General features: G+C 45.1%; 13 protein-coding genes. 11 read left to right on the top strand and 2 right to left on the bottom strand.

Annotated features, from left to right (window positions below; genetic code table 11):
* Positions 1 to 3: 3 nt before the first annotated feature.
* Together DW826_RS13315 and DW826_RS13310 are read left to right on the top strand one after the other, a co-directional pair.
* A complete protein-coding gene (locus DW826_RS13315; protein WP_117552979.1) occupies positions 4 to 1,443 on the top strand; it encodes a DUF6382 domain-containing protein in 1,440 nt (479 codons plus the stop codon).
* Positions 1,444 to 1,457: 14 nt separating this feature from the next.
* On the top strand, positions 1,458 to 2,186 hold the full coding sequence (locus tag DW826_RS13310) for a PP2C family serine/threonine-protein phosphatase (protein WP_117552978.1): 729 nt from the start codon (positions 1,458 to 1,460) through the stop codon (positions 2,184 to 2,186).
* Positions 2,187 to 2,244: 58 nt separating this feature from the next.
* Here DW826_RS13310 and DW826_RS13305 read toward each other — a convergent pair whose 3' ends face one another.
* Entirely contained in the window at positions 2,245 to 2,715 is a 471-nt protein-coding gene (locus DW826_RS13305) for a prepilin peptidase (RefSeq protein WP_181968073.1), read from the bottom strand.
* Between the two features lie 480 nt (positions 2,716 to 3,195).
* Here DW826_RS13305 and DW826_RS13300 point away from each other — a divergent pair, with 480 nt between their 5' ends.
* The 6 genes from DW826_RS13300 (at position 3,196) to DW826_RS13275 (ending at position 12,128) form a co-directional block, all read left to right on the top strand.
* Positions 3,196 to 6,120 (top strand): WD40 repeat domain-containing serine/threonine protein kinase, encoded by a 2,925-nt coding sequence (locus DW826_RS13300; protein ID WP_117552976.1) that lies wholly within the window; start codon positions 3,196 to 3,198, stop codon positions 6,118 to 6,120.
* Between the two features lie 23 nt (positions 6,121 to 6,143).
* Positions 6,144 to 9,857, top strand: a complete 3,714-nt coding sequence (locus tag DW826_RS13295) for an Ig domain-containing protein (protein ID WP_117552975.1) — start codon at positions 6,144 to 6,146, stop codon at positions 9,855 to 9,857.
* Between the two features lie 72 nt (positions 9,858 to 9,929).
* Positions 9,930 to 10,073 carry a hypothetical protein gene (locus DW826_RS18315; protein WP_181968072.1) on the top strand — a complete coding sequence of 48 codons (144 nt, stop codon included), beginning with the start codon at positions 9,930 to 9,932 and terminating at the stop codon, positions 10,071 to 10,073.
* A gap of 63 nt (positions 10,074 to 10,136) precedes the next feature.
* Positions 10,137 to 10,694 (top strand): hypothetical protein, encoded by a 558-nt coding sequence (locus tag DW826_RS13285; protein WP_347472379.1) that lies wholly within the window; start codon positions 10,137 to 10,139, stop codon positions 10,692 to 10,694.
* A gap of 187 nt (positions 10,695 to 10,881) precedes the next feature.
* Positions 10,882 to 11,571: a hypothetical protein gene (locus DW826_RS18895; RefSeq protein WP_117552973.1), complete on the top strand. Its 690-nt coding sequence runs from the start codon at positions 10,882 to 10,884 to the stop codon at positions 11,569 to 11,571.
* Between the two features lie 305 nt (positions 11,572 to 11,876).
* Positions 11,877 to 12,128 (top strand): hypothetical protein, encoded by a 252-nt coding sequence (locus DW826_RS13275; RefSeq protein WP_242994105.1) that lies wholly within the window; start codon positions 11,877 to 11,879, stop codon positions 12,126 to 12,128.
* 170 nt (positions 12,129 to 12,298) lie between these two features.
* Here the strand turns inward: DW826_RS13275 and DW826_RS13270 are convergent, their stop codons facing one another.
* Positions 12,299 to 12,682, bottom strand: coding sequence for a metal-dependent transcriptional regulator (locus tag DW826_RS13270; RefSeq protein ID WP_117552972.1), 384 nt, complete (start codon positions 12,680 to 12,682; stop codon positions 12,299 to 12,301).
* A gap of 370 nt (positions 12,683 to 13,052) precedes the next feature.
* On the opposite strand from DW826_RS13270, the gene DW826_RS13265 reads away from it, so the two are divergent.
* The 3 genes from DW826_RS13265 (at position 13,053) to DW826_RS13255 (ending at position 14,573) form a co-directional block, all read left to right on the top strand.
* A complete protein-coding gene (locus DW826_RS13265; RefSeq protein ID WP_015555087.1) occupies positions 13,053 to 13,334 on the top strand; it encodes a DUF2325 domain-containing protein in 282 nt (93 codons plus the stop codon).
* Positions 13,335 to 13,469: 135 nt separating this feature from the next.
* Complete coding sequence (locus DW826_RS13260) at positions 13,470 to 14,057, top strand: DUF3793 family protein (protein WP_117552971.1); 588 nt, start codon at positions 13,470 to 13,472, stop codon at positions 14,055 to 14,057.
* Between the two features lie 81 nt (positions 14,058 to 14,138).
* Entirely contained in the window at positions 14,139 to 14,573 is a 435-nt protein-coding gene (locus tag DW826_RS13255; RefSeq protein WP_117552970.1) for a flavodoxin, read from the top strand.
* Positions 14,574 to 14,814 lie beyond the last annotated feature (241 nt).

The raw sequence follows: 14,814 nt of genomic DNA, 5'->3' as shown, positions 1-14,814 counted from the left end.
GAGATGCTGACAGATGTTTCAGACGCAAATAAAAGTTATACAAAGCTTGAGGTGGCAGAAAAAAGTGATCTGGACCTTATCGCTGTGAAAGTACTTCGGAAAGACTGCCCGGATTTTTTGTTTCCATTAAAAATGATGGAAATCGATGGAGAGACGGAAATCCGTTATGAACTGACAGATGGGGTACGGTTCTGTTATATGCCGACCCAGATGAAGAAAAGGGAATTTATTGAATTGCTCACAAATCTGATCCAGCCGTTTAAGGCATGTAGCGACTGGTTCCTTGATTACCACAATTTTGTGTTGGATGAAAATTATATTCTGGTCGGAAAGAATGAGCAGTCAGTGAAATATATTTATGTGCCGACTAAGTCACAGACTAATTCTGACCAGGAGATCATTAGCTTCTTTGCGGGTCTGATCCTGAAAATGGACATCAAGGATGATCAGAGTTATACGGTCGATCTGCTTCGTGTAATCAAGAGTTCGAATGCCAATTTAATGACGCTGTTGGAACATCTTCAGAAAGACCATGTGGAGAAAAAAGCAGCGCCTCTGGCTCCGCCAAAGCCAGCCGAGGATCATATGAAGAAGATCGTTTCATTTGTCCAGGATATTCCGGAAAAAATGGCAGAGAAGAAAGAAAAGCAGGAGCCTGTAAAGGCAGAGAAAAAGACACCTGTCCGGGAGCAGGGAACACGCCCGGGAATCAGTTCCGGCGCTTATGGAAAGAGCGATGAGGAGAACCGGCTGATCAATAACCTGTTCGGAGATGATGAGCCGGATAAAAAGAAGGACAGGAAAAAGAAGGAAAAACAGCCGAAGGAGAAGGCACCGAAAGAAAAGGGCGCTGGTCTGTTTGGCTTTTTAAAGGGAAAAAAGAAAGAGGAAGAAGAACCGGAAGATCTGCTGGCGGGATTTAAGAAGGCGGCAGAGCCGGAGAAGGTGCAGTCCACACCGAAATGGGAATCTGTACCAACACCAGCACCGGTTTCTGATCCGGCAGGAGGCGAGGATACAGTTGAAGCTTACCGTTCTTATGTTCAGGAGGAAGATGGGGATGACAGCACTGCAATAGCAGGAGACGGAGAGCTGGATGATAACCGCGTGATCCGGTTGAGACTGGAAGATTGTGCCGGATGCACATGCCCGAAATTTATCGAGATCGATCTGAGAAAAGGTCATGCGACGATTGGAAGAATGGACAAGAATGGTGAGCCATGCTCAGATTATAACTTTGATGCTGCGGTTTCGTTTGTCAGCCGCCGCCATTTCCGAATCGAGCCGAGCGGAAATGAATGGCAGATCATTGATATTGGATCTTCAAACGGTACGATCGTAAGTGGAGAAAATCTTACACCAAATATGCCGCACACCCTGAAAAGAAATGATACGATCATGATCGTGTGCAAAAAGAGATTTATGATCTATCGGGTGTGCTGAGAAAGGCAGGGGTAATGAGAAAGTATGCAGGCTGTCTTTCTGTAAAAGGAAATTACAGGAAGAAGAATCAGGACCGGGCATGCTGCCTGAGCAGTTCAAAAAAAGGAATATTATTTGCAGTGGGATGTGTGTGCGACGGAATCGGCAGTTTTGCGCAGAGTGAGATCGCGGCGGAGATGATCCGGGTAGGAATTGAACGTTGGTTTCTTGGAATGGAGCCGTTGTATCCTGAAAATATTGACGAAGAGTCCTTGATAGATGATCTGGATATGACGATTCGCGAACTGAATGAGCTGATTTGGATTTATCGAAAGGAAAACGGAATTGATATTGGATGCACGATGTCACTATTGGTTCTTTTGAATGAAAAATATCATGTATTTCATGTTGGAGACAGCAAGATCCTGCTGATAGATGATCGCGTCTCACAGATTACGAAAGACGAGGTATCGGTTGTCGAGCGGGATGGAAAGTTGAAGACATTATTGGCAAATTTTATGGGGAAGGTCGAAGAATTGTGGATGAATCAGTCAAGCGGAAGCCTTGTTCCGGGAGAGACATTTCTTGTGGGGTCCGACGGACTTTTTAAGAGACTCCGGGAAGATATTCTGTTTGATGTGATTAGAAGGAAGAATGTGCAGAGTGATACAGAGGCAGAGGACGTGCTGAAATATCTGATCCGGAATGTCATGGAGATGGGGGAGAAGGATAATATATCAGGAGTTCTGGTCCGGATTGCTTAGAGTTCCAGGTATGCCTTATATATTGGATAAGGCTGCCGGAAGCAGGTCTTGAAGACCGTCAAAGCAGCCCAAGAGCAGCATAAATGATGAGAAAAACGGCTGAATAGATGAGATGATAGCCGGTGAAGATCATGATTCCTTTTAGCGTTCCGCGAAGATGGGAACTGCAGCGGAAGAACAGGAGAACGATCACGGCAGCGATCCACAGACCGCAGAGAAAGAGCGGATGCGTGAAAAATAACAGAAATGTAATCCCGTAGAAACATGTGAAGCTGAACTCGATAAGCGGGTAGCGGAGCGGGATTTTTGTTCCGCAGTAGTGACACTTTCCACCGAGAGCGATCCAGCTGATCACAGGAATCTGGTGCAGACCGTTTAAGACATGACCGCACTCCGGACAGTAACAGTCTTTTGTGATCAGCGGCTTATCAAAACGGATCCGATACTCGGCAGTCGTAAAATAAGCGCCGATGATGCTGCCGAAGACCAGTGTGCAGATCAGAAGAACAGAAAAATAATATGTGGTCACTGGAAAGTCCTCCAAATAGGTAAATTATAAAACATTTTTATATTAAAGAGCCTGGAGGAAAAAGTCAAGGACAAAGGGGGAAGAGAGTATGAAGAAGGGCTGGAAGATCGCAGCAGTGGGATTGATTATATTATTGCTGTTTTTGATTTTTTTTAAGGAGTGTTTGTGGGAGTGGTATGACGAAGTTCTGCATCCGTGGGCGCCATGTCGTGCGGATTGGCTTTGAAAAGTTGGACAAAGTATTAACAGATATGGTTTGCTTTATTGAGCATAATGAAACTGTCATGAAAAAATCAGAGGAAAAGCAAAATGCTGAATGAACATTTATTTTACGGTGGAATTTTTCTATGCGCGTGTTCCGTCGGACTTGCGGTGATTTTGGGAAGTCTGTATACAATCCAAAAGATCAGGCTGAACAGCAAGCTGAATGAAGAGTATGGGAAAGAAATAAAAGGAAAGTAACAAAGCGGGAGGTACCAGGTGGAGGAAATTATTGCATCGACGTATCGGATCATAAGAAAACTGGGATCCGGCGGCGGCGGAAACGTATATCTCGCAGATCATCTGAGATTGAATAAGAAAGTAGTCCTGAAGGCGGACAAACGCCGGATTACGACGAAAACGGCTCTGCTTCGCCGAGAGGCAGATGTTCTGAAAAACCTGAATCATCCGAATATTCCGAAGGTATATGATTTCTTTGTTGAAGATGACACGGTATATACCGTTATGGACTATATCGAGGGAGAGAGTCTTGACCGTCCATTAAAGCGGGGAGAACATTTTTCACAGCCTCAGGTAATTCAATGGGCGAAAGAACTCTTAGACGCTCTTGATTATCTCCATAGTCCGACACACGGAGACCCGCCGCGGGGATTTGTACATAGTGATATCAAGCCGGCGAATCTGATGCGGACACCGGATAACCATATCGTTCTCATTGATTTTAATATTGCTTTATCGCTCGGCGAGGACACAGTGATCGGCTGCAGTGCCGGATACGCATCACCGGAACACTACGGACTTGATTTCTCTTCAGACAGCGATACAGTAAACGGCGAGTCAGAGACAGAGGCGGAATCAAAATCCGGACAGGATAGTGAGACAGAGGTTGATAATCCTACAGTTGAGAGGACGATCACGGAATCTGATACAGAATCCACAGAGAAGGAAGAAGGAAACAGAAAAGAGAAAAGCTTTTCTGCATCCCCGAAGAAGATCATCGTTCCGGATGTGAGATCCGATATTTATAGTACCGGAGCAACCCTATATCACCTTCTCAGTGGTTCAAAGCCGGCAAAAAATGCGAAGGCAGTCGTATCGCTTTCAGAAAAAGAATATAGTCCGCAGGTTGTAAAGATCATCAAAAAGGCGATGAATCCGAATCCGGATCTGCGATATCAGACGGCGCAGGACATGCGTTCAGATTTTTTACATCTGAGAGACCGGGATCCCCGGGTCAGACGATTGAAGGCGGTAAAACGGCTGGATATCGGTGTAGTTCTTCTGCTTCTTGCGGCAGGTGCATCCATGACATTTGTGGGATTAAAGCGGATGCAGACGACGGAGAACTGGCTGAAGCTTGCGGAATACTCGAAAAGTGCTCTTGAGTCAGGGGATGTGGACGAGGCGGTCAAGGATGCTCTTGCAGGTCTTCCCGAGGCGAAAGGAATCCTGAAACCGGAATGGCTTCCAGAATCTAAGCGGGCGCTGGCAAATGCGCTGGGAGTGTATGATCTCTCCGACAAGTTTCGGTCGAGCGGAGTTATAAAGCTTCCGTCGGCTCCTTATAAGATAAAGATGTCCCCGGACGGGAAGAAGCTTGCGGCTGTATACCAGTCCGAGGCTGCGGTTTATGATGCGGAAAGCTTAAAATCGTTAATGACCTGCCCGATGATGGATTCAGCATTAGCGGATGCGTTGTTTTCCGATGATAGTCATCTGCTGGCTGCGGGAAAAGACGGAGTTTCACTTTACAACATTGAGAGCAGAGAGCAGATGTGGAGGGCAGGAATGGCTTCGACTCTGACAATCTCTGGAGACGGACAGGTTGCGGCGGCGATGGACCGGGACAGAAATATTGTCTCATTCTATGACATGAAAGATGGTCAGCTGCTGCGGGAACGCTCTATGGGAGATAAAAAAATGCCCTCTGCATTTAATGATTCCTTTGCGGATCCGGACAATGCAATTTTCTGCCTGAATATGGACGGAACCATGTTGGCGATCAGTTTTTCGGACGGCGGACTATATGTGATGGATACAGAGCATCCGGAGGATGACCTGATCGTGTACGAGAGCTCGGATTATACAGAGTTTGCAGGCGGCTTCCATGGAGATAAATTTGCGTTTTCTGCCGGAAAGAGTGGTCACAGCATCTTTGGACTCATCAATGTGGACGAGGGAGCCTATATCGGTGATATGGAGTCGAACCTGCAGATGAAGGCAAAGGCAGATGAGAGTGGAATCTGGGTTTCAGAGGGAAATCTCCTGTCTGAGTTTGATCCGGATACGCTGGATGATAAGGAGGTCTCCTTCACAGATACATGGAACATCAGCCATTTCAGCGTTTCGGACAAGCATGTGCTTGCCGTGACGGATGAGCCGGGATTTTCCATCTTCGATCAGGGAGAGAACGCCCTGGTACATGAAAAGAGTGATGAGGAATATAGCTTTGCGGAACTCGGGACAGAGTACGCGGCGTTGGCAAACCGGAGTCAGCCGGATATCCGCGTCATGAAGGAGGAGACTCATGAGGATACATGTGTGGTGCGTTACGACGCGAAGTATTCCCATGACGAGGCCAGAGTGACGGGAGACGGGGAAAAGGCGATGCTTTTCAGTTATGATGGATTCCGGATCTATGGTAGTGACGGAACCCTGACGGCGGAAGGAAGCTTCCCAGAGGCGGAAAAGATCTACGACCAGCAGTTTAGAAGGGACGGAGAAAAGTCCTGGCTGGATGTGATCTGGTACGATGGGACAGTCCGGGCGTATAGTTCGGAGGATGGCACTCTGATCTCGGAGGAGAGAGGGGAAGCGCCTTCAAAGGATCTGGAAGAGGAATTTTCAACAGAAAAGTACCGGTTTGTGTCGGAACTTCACAGCGCTCCGAAGGTTTATGACAAGCAGAGCGGAAAGTTTGTAAAGGAACTGGAGAAGGATGATTTCCTGGCCTATGTGACAGAGGTCGGCGAGTACATACTAACAGAATATGTCCGGGCAGATGGTGAGAGATACGGTCTTTTGCTGGACCAGAACCTTGAGATACTGGCAGATCTGCCGGATCTGTGTGATATTCATATCCCGGATGAAACAATCTATTTCGATTACAAAAATGGAGAATTGAGACAGTGTCATTTGTATTCGATCCAGGAACTGATCGATCTTGGAAAGAATTACAGATAAAATTTTAAGAAAGGGGAAAAATTATGAAAAAACGCATCTTTAAACAGGGAATGGCATTGATGCTGGCAGCTGCACTGGCGCTTCCGGCTAATGTGGTTCCGGCGGAAATTCTGGATCAGCAGACGGAGACAGAGCTGCCGCATATTGTATTAAATCAGGAAACACCTGATGAAAAAGTTACTGACAGTGATGCGAAGGAGAAGGAGGAGCAGACTGGAACGCAGACAGAGACAAAGAAAAAGACAGAAGTCAATACCACAGAAACTGCGGAACAGATCATTTACAATACCGGTTCCTTCAATGTTCACGTCGTAAGCGCGGAAGATTTTGAGAACGATCTCGGCGACGCATATTTTGAGGAGGATGGCAGCTATACCATCAATATCCCAGAGGAAAACCCATTCTTCCCGTATGAGGTTCAGTTTACCTATGACGGAAAAACAGAAAATGAGTGGTTCATGAATCCGGAGGATTCCATCGAGATCGACGGACATACCTTCTATGTATCCGCAAGCTTCGACGGAACAGCCGTTACCCAGATGACCATGGATGTTGCAGGTCAGGAGGTTGTTGTTTATCCGGAGAAGAAAGAGTTTACGGACGGAGATGATGTGGCGTTGATGTCATTGCTGCCGTTGGAGGAGAGAAATCTGTCGCTTGATCTGTCGGGATTTACGCCGATTGAACTGGCATGTGTAAAACCGGCGACTGTTTTTAAGGGTGAGAACCAGATTGGAACGGAAACAGAAATTTTATGGAAACCACGTGACAGCAGAGATAATTATGAAAGCGATCCAGATTCTGTCGGAGTAGTAGCGATGGATCTTGCATTTAATACCAGTGGGGCTACAAGTACCAGCTGGGAGATGATCGTAGGTAACCCGGATCAGCTGGATGCTTCCAATATTCGCTATTATGTAGATATTGCAGTGACAGATACAGAGAATTGGTTGATTCCAACTGTGACGATTCATAATGATGATGGAACGACCAAAAATGTGACAGTAACGGATGCGTATTATTCTGATTACGCATTTAGTAGACGGATGCATGTGGATGTACCGACAGAAGAAGTAAAAGGAAATACAGAGATGACAGTTTCTCTGAAAATCAATTCTGACTTATTTGAAAGATCGGTAATATCCAAAATAGAAACTCACAGTTTGTCAAGTGAGGTATCGCCTGAAGCTGTAAAAAAGGATGATGGTTGGTATCTTGAGATAACCGGAGAAAGAAGTAGAATTAGTCATAGCGTCTTCCGCATGAATGGTTATGATAAAAATGATCAGGTACTGGGGGATGCTTTCGATTTCAAACTTTATTTGTCCTCAGAGAGCGATCATATTTATACAAGCCTTTATGACAAAACAGGTAATAGCATCTCCTATAGCACAAGCTGGGAAGAAGATGAAGAAGATCCTTGGATGGAAGAAAAACTTGTCTATAATCTGGGAGCTTCCTATGCAGACAATGACACATACAGACTTGTTTTAACATTTGAAAAAGCAGTTGCAACAAGTGAGAACCAGATAATCGGAGCATTCATAGGAAGATATGAATCGATTGATGCGGCAAAGGCAGCAGGGGCTGTGGATGTCAAGGAAAGCCTGTTTAATCAGACACAGGGATATGAAGCAGATTTCAGCAAGGGTGTATATGTAAGTGTATTCAGCGGAAAAGCCGATGATGACAGCAGAAAGCTTAAAAGATATGTTTGGCATATTTATACAAGATCGGAGGCATTCTTAGATAATTCAACAGCGGTATCATTTTATGGCATCAATGATGCACAGGGAAATTATGTTGCTTGTAAGGTTCTAAATCCGTCTTATGGAGATTATAAAGACGATTATGCGGATTTCTCATACATTACGATTCTTGTAGGCGAGGATACCGATTTAACTTCATTAGCGCCTGTATTTACCATGCAGAACGGAATGAAACTGTATACCAATAAAGAAGAAATCAGCGGACAGAGTTTGCATGACTTCTCCAATGGCCCGGTTCATTATACCGCATCAGCCGAAAACTCTAAGAATGCAAAGAACTACTGGCTGCAGATCATTAAGCCAAAACAGGGTGAAAGCTGGCTTTATATGAACAGCCTTGCAGACGAGAGCTCAGATACCAGAGAAGAAAACGGTGTTGTTTATACAACTCGTGAAGCAATGCTGAATAGTATCCATGATTATGAGCACAGAATCATTCTTGCTAATATGGGAACGAAGGCATTATCCAAATTATCAGTGGAAGCAGAAGGTGCTTTATTTGATTCGTGGGTTGTAACTCTGGATAACTATTGGACATTAAAGGGAGAGCATGATCTTTCCGGTTATCAGGGACTGGGATATGATGAACTTGCAAATCTTGCAAAACTGAAGTTGGTTTATGATGGTGATGAGATAAATGGACAGGATCTCACAGGTACACTGACAATCAAGGAAGCTGGAAAGCCAATTATGGTAATAAATCTGACGGGTGTTGTTGGTGACCCGGGTATTGTGACAACTGAGATTCCGGACGCGGTCAAATATGTCCACTACGGTTCTATGATCCAGAACAGCAATAAGTATGATTTTAATACGGTAAGCTATAAGATCACAGATGGAAAACTTCCGAGTGGAATGGAATTAAAACCAAACGGTGAGCTCTATGGAGTACCGTTAGAAACAGGTGAATTTACATTTACCGTTCAGATGAAGAACAGCTATAGTGAGTTTGCAAATGTTACAAAAGAATTCACCTTAAAGGTTGTAGACAACACCGACGCAAACGTAGATAGTGCAGTCGATCAGGGATATGATCTGAAGGAACGTGTTCCAAATATCTTACTGAGTGACAACAACGATTATACTATGACATCCATCGGTGTGATCGAGGAATGGGACAACCTTACTCTTGATGGTAAACGCCTTGTAGAGGGTGTTGATTTCGATGCAAAATCCGGAAGTACCCGTCTTACGATCAGAAGCCAGACCTTAAAGGCTAATAATCAGGTAGGAACTCATACACTGAGTGCGGAGTTCCGTGAAAAAGGAACAGGAAACTTAAAGCGTGCGGCTCAGAACTACAGAGTTGGTAGAAAATCTTCCGGTGGCAGCAGCGGCGGCGGACACAGCAGCTCCGGACGTGCAACAGTAAGAGCTGATTATGGAAATATCGGCGCAGACGGCGCATGGGTGCAGGATGCAAAGGGCTGGAAGTGCAAAGCCGCAGATGGAACATGGTATACAGACTGCTGGAAAGAACTGAATTATCAGAACGAGAAGTCATGGTATCGCTTTGATGCTCAGGGGTATCTTGTAACCGGCTGGTATCAGGATAACGGAACCTGGTATTATCTGAATCCGAAGTCCGACGGAAAGCTTGGAAAGATGATGACGGGCTGGCAGTATATCAACGATATCTGGTATTACTTTACTGAAAATGCAGGCGACAAACAGGGCGCAATGTTCTGCAAGCGATGGGCGGAAGTCCCGTATAACGGTACAGTTGAGTGGTATTATTTCGATGAAAACGGAACGATGAAAACGGATTGGCTGACACAGGATGAAAACAAATTCTATCTTTATCCGATCGCAGACGGAACAAGAGGCAGAATGCTGACCGGCTGGCAGAAGATTGGTGATAACTGGTACTATTTCCATGAAGAGTCTGATGGAAATAAGGGCGTTCTTGCGAGAAGAACAAAAATTGGCAATTACTATGTAAACTCAGACGGAGTTTGGGCGAAATAATAAGTCAGGTAATGGGGCAGGATCGTAGGAATCCTGTCCTATTACTTATTTTACTTATGGAGGAATGAAGCTATGAAGAAAAAATTGTTAGTCCTGGGGTTAAGCATGGCAGGCGTACTTATGTTGTCAAATACTGCATTTGCGGGTGAATGGAAAAGAAATAATGTCGGCTGGTGGTATCAGGAAAGTACAGGTACATACCCGATGAGCCGATGAAGCAATATAGGCGGAAAATGGTATTATTTTGATAATGTCGGATATATGGTTCATGATAAATAGATCGGAGATTATTACCTGGGATCAGATGGCACTATGCTGACCAGTATCGTTACACCGGCTGGTTATAGGGTAGATGCGTCAGGAAAATGGATTTATAGTTCTCCAGAAGAGACTATATTTGGAAATTTTATTCAAAATGGAGAGTACAAGCAGTATATAGCTGATTGGTATGCGGATCCCGCTAAGTATGGTTATTTAGATATAGATGGGGATGGAAAAAAAGAATTAATCATTACGAGTGATGGTGTTTTTTTTTATGCACTGATCTGCTCTGCAGATCTGCAAAGTGGAGAAGTGACAGTATTGGATAATGGATATTATTATGGAAGTCTGCGGTATTCAGAAAAACATCATGCATTGGTGTTGACAGATGTTCGGCCAAACTCCATGATGGGTGATTATGCGTTTGTGGAGATAAATGGTTCTGGAATGGATGTAAAATTTCATTTGGGGTGGGACGCAACAGAAGGGGAACGTTATTATAAAGATAAAACAAAAATCTCAGAGCAAGAGTTTTCAGAATATTTTAAAGATTTGAAAGAACTGGATTATATGTGACAGAATTGAGTAGAATAGCTTTTAAAAGCCCTTGAAGCTGCGGCATCGAGGGCTTTGTGCTGTAGTAGCTCTTCCGCCCCCATTTTGCCACTTTTCCATAAGAGAAGCGTAAGACTCGTCAAGTTGCATTTCGTTCGGAGATAAGCTATAATGGAATGAGTGCTAAATTTAAGTGAGGTGGATCGCTATGAAAAAATCGATCAAGACAGCTATCTTTGCCTGCATCTTCGCGGCAGCATTCCAGATCACGGCGTTTGCCGGATTTACCTGGAGAGTTGAGAGTGCGGACAGTTCCTATGTGGGGACGACGAATGTGACTGTGACAAATACATCGGGAAAGAAAGAGACGGAGGATGCGCCGATCGTGAAGAGAGGAACCGTCGTGACGTTTACGGAGGCGGCAGCGAGTGCGACTTGTACGGTAAGGGCATATGATGGGATGGGAAATCCGATCCGGGATTTCAGCGCGTCTCTCGGAACGGTAAAGAAAGGCGGTACTCTCCAGTATACACTGGACTGGAACGCGAGAAAGTCGGAAGGAAAGTCCTCCTACACAGGACAGGCCGGTGTCTTTGAAATCCAGGCGAAGGATTCCGACGGAAAGACATGGAGACAGAGATTTGTGATCAATAATGTCTGCGCGTCAGGTGTGCTCTCCAATATGTACCTCTACAGCAAAGGTGCTCTCTACCAGTGGAAGAGCAATTCCAAAGGCTGGTGGGTGGACAAAAAGTCCGGCGGCTACCTCACAAATGCCTGGTTCCAGTCGCCGGTGAGCGGACTCTGGTACTATATGGGCTCTGACGGATATATGCTGACGAATACGACAACTCCGGATGGATATAAGGTCAATGCAAGTGGTGTGTGGGTGAAATAGTACTGCACTATAAAGATTCTGGAAAAGTCATGGCAGGAAAAGCCCTGTGTTCAGATATTCTACGGATCTGAAATGCGAAATATCGGTAAAATGTCGCCATAGTGTGTGTGTAAAAAAATTGCATGTCATAAATGATAATTTACTTAAATGAGAAAAGTTCTCAATAAGAATCTTCCATTTTCTGCAAAAAGGTGTATGATAAAAATAGTTAGCAGCACCTAACAAACGGCTCGCGATCCACCCGGATCACATGAAAAACTTCCGATGGGAACGGCCGCTTTTAACGCAACTCCTGCGGGAGGGAAATGGAGCAGATCATGGGAAGATTTTATCAGCTTTCAAAGAAGATTTCGGAGCAGGAGGCATCGGAGATCATGCGGGAAGTCCTGGAACTTCCGGATATCCGGGATGCCGAGATCATTGATGACCGCAGCCGGGTCAGAGTTGAGACGAAGGACAATGTGTTTATCGATGTGATGAGTACGGTTGTAAATATTTTCCGCCGCGTGGCAGGCGGATGCGAGCTGTCCTTTGTGGGATTCGCTTATAAGGACTGAGGAGCAATAAAAAGAAAAGTGTGCGGGAAATCGCGCGCGGCAATAAAAAGCGCAGGATCATGGACTTATTGGAGTCTGTGATCGCTGCGCTTTTTTGTTGAATTGCATTTCAGACATTTTTAAGGACGTTCATAATGAAAATGGAACTTTCGAGAGAAGTTTTACATTACTCAATTCTTCGCTTCAGAAGAATATTTCTTAATATGTTCCTTGATCGCCGCAAAGCTCTCAGCACTGATATCGTGCTCGATACGGCACGCGTCATCGAGAGCTGTCTTTTCACTGACTCCGAGGTCCATCAGCCATTTGGAGAGGGCCGTGTGGCGCTCATAGATCGTCTCGGCGATCCGGCGGCCTTCGTCGGTCAGTGTAATGTGTCCCTCGTCATTTACCAGGATCAGATTGTTGACCCGGAGATTTTTCATTGCGACACTGACGCTTGGTTTCGAGAAGCCGAGCTCGGTCGCGATATCGATAGAACGCACATACGGCTGTTTTTCACTTAACATTAAAATTGTCTCAAGATAGTTTTCAGCGGATTCCTGGATTTTCAAGTAATTACCCCCATATGTTGTGTACATGGTTAGAAATAGTTCGGCGTTTTCATATACGAAAACCGTCATGAAAAAATACAACTGCGCAGAAAGATCAGCACAAGCCTGTAAACGTCGAAATATTAAAATATTGTGAGTACTCATGATCAGTTAAACAGAACTTTACTGTTCTTCTCACAAGTATAACATAATCCTGAAATTGAGTCAAAGTGTATTCTTTCTAATAAAAAAATATTTGAATTTAAAATTAGTTCAAACTAACCAAATGAGAAAATGTCTCATTTGCAGATATTGACAACAAAGTTAGCATATGCTAACCTTATATCATCAGTTAGACGAAGCTAACCCTTGGGCAAAGGAGGAACACATCATGAGCGTTGTTATTATTGGCGGACATGACCGTATGGTCAGACAGTATAAAGAAATCTGTGAAAATCATAAATATAAAGCGAAAGTTTTCACCCAGATGAAGACAGGGCTTGATAAACTGATCGGAAGACCGGATCTTCTGATCCTGTTTACCAACACCGTATCCCACAAGATGGTGCGCTGCGTATTAGATGAGGTAGATGAGAACCGTACTGATATCGTCCGCTGTCATACAAGCAGCGGCACAGCGCTTGCTGAGATTCTTGAAAAGCACAGTGCATAAACCGGAACTGCCGGTGGGATAATGTGATGAGAAAACAGGCAATAATCCGGCAGACCTGCACATTTACTGTGATGACAGTAAGAAAGCGCAGGCCGGAAGGCACGGAATCATTATGATGGAAAGGCGGTAAGACGCATGAGCGAAGAGATCTTCGGGGCAGTACAGAAGCTCCCGGTCAATGGAACGAAGAAGCAGGTCGTTTTACAGTGTGCGCCGCTTCTCACAGGCATCAAATTATCCAACCTTTTAAATGTGCGGGCAGACCAGAAAGACGAAGTGTTCAAGCTTTTTGAGGGATCAAAGATATGTTGCCGGGTTCTCTATGAATTCCGCGGCAGACTGTCGATCCTGCTTTACCGTCCGGGGATGCTTGCAGCATATCTGGAACGGGAGGACGTTCAGAAGCTGATGACGTCCTTCGGATATGGAGACCTTGAGCTGGAGGAGATATTAGACCGCATCGCGGACGGTTATCAGGAGCACATGGACGGAAAAAGGGGCTTCCCCCATGAGATTGGCCTTGTTCTCGGATATCCGCCGGTGGATGTGGAGGGATTCATCAAGAAGGAAGGCAGAGATTTTCTGTATTCCGGATATTGGAAAGTATATGGGAATCTGGAAGATACGTTAAAAACATTTGAAGCGTATGACCGGGCGAGAGATTACGTGATCTGCATGACCGGAAACGGAAATGAAATCAGGGATATTCTGGCGGCATCTTAAATACCGCCGGTTCCAATCATAAAAAACGGCGGACGGAGAAGTCCGGGTTACCGTAAAACAAATTTCAGGAGGAATTTAAAAATGGATAAGGTTATTGTTGCATACTGGTCACAGACAGGAAATACTGCTGCTATGGCTGCAGCAGTCGGCGAAGGGATCAAAGAGGCAGGCAAGGAAGCTGTTGTTACAGACATCTCCTCCGTTTCCATGGACGATTTAAAGGAAGCTTCCGCGTTCGCGCTTGGATGCCCGGCAATGGGAGCTGAGGTTCTTGAGGAAGGCGAGATGGAGCCGTTTGTAACTGAGGTTGAGGCATTTGCATCCGGCAAGAAGATCGGTCTGTTCGGTTCCTACGGATGGGGAGACGGTCAGTGGATGAGAGACTGGGAAGACAGAATGAAAGCTGCTGGCGCTACGGTTGTAGGCGGCGAGGGTGTTATCTGCCAGGAAACTCCGGATGATGAGGCTCTTGAGAACTGCAAGGCACTTGGAAAAGAGCTTGCTGCATTAGCATAAGATATATTTAAAGTAACTGTTCAGTAGGTCTGCGCACTTGCTGCGCTGACCGTAAGAAAACATAGGCTGGAGGGCAAAAATCCCATCAGCGAAGCTGATCTGGAATGGATTTTTGCGTGTAACTATGAAGGTACTGAATAGTTACTATTTAAATAAGAATGTTCTGACATAAACATAAAAGATGCCGCCGGGAAAGGATGCAGGTTCTTTCTGAGTTTTGGGTATAGCGTATAAAACATTA

It is taken from the genome of Clostridium sp. AM34-11AC (genome assembly GCF_003435375.1).
Lineage (GTDB): Bacteria > Bacillota > Clostridia > Lachnospirales > Lachnospiraceae > Pilosibacter > Pilosibacter fragilis.
This window is presented reverse-complemented; position numbering and strand designations above follow the sequence as displayed.

Excerpts from the sequence above, each read along its gene's own strand:
- DW826_RS13315 (WP_117552979.1), top strand. The coding sequence starts at position 4 with ATGCTGACAGATGTTTCAGACGCAAATAAAAGTTATACAAAGCTTGAG.
- DW826_RS13310 (WP_117552978.1), top strand. The coding sequence starts at position 1,458 with ATGAGAAAGTATGCAGGCTGTCTTTCTGTAAAAGGAAATTACAGGAAG.
- DW826_RS13295 (WP_117552975.1), top strand. The coding sequence starts at position 6,144 with ATGAAAAAACGCATCTTTAAACAGGGAATGGCATTGATGCTGGCAGCT.
- DW826_RS18315 (WP_181968072.1), top strand. The coding sequence starts at position 9,930 with ATGAAGAAAAAATTGTTAGTCCTGGGGTTAAGCATGGCAGGCGTACTT.
- DW826_RS18895 (WP_117552973.1), top strand. The coding sequence starts at position 10,882 with ATGAAAAAATCGATCAAGACAGCTATCTTTGCCTGCATCTTCGCGGCA.
- DW826_RS13275 (WP_242994105.1), top strand. The coding sequence starts at position 11,877 with ATGGAGCAGATCATGGGAAGATTTTATCAGCTTTCAAAGAAGATTTCG.
- DW826_RS13265 (WP_015555087.1), top strand. The coding sequence starts at position 13,053 with ATGAGCGTTGTTATTATTGGCGGACATGACCGTATGGTCAGACAGTAT.
- DW826_RS13260 (WP_117552971.1), top strand. The coding sequence starts at position 13,470 with ATGAGCGAAGAGATCTTCGGGGCAGTACAGAAGCTCCCGGTCAATGGA.
- DW826_RS13255 (WP_117552970.1), top strand. The coding sequence starts at position 14,139 with ATGGATAAGGTTATTGTTGCATACTGGTCACAGACAGGAAATACTGCT.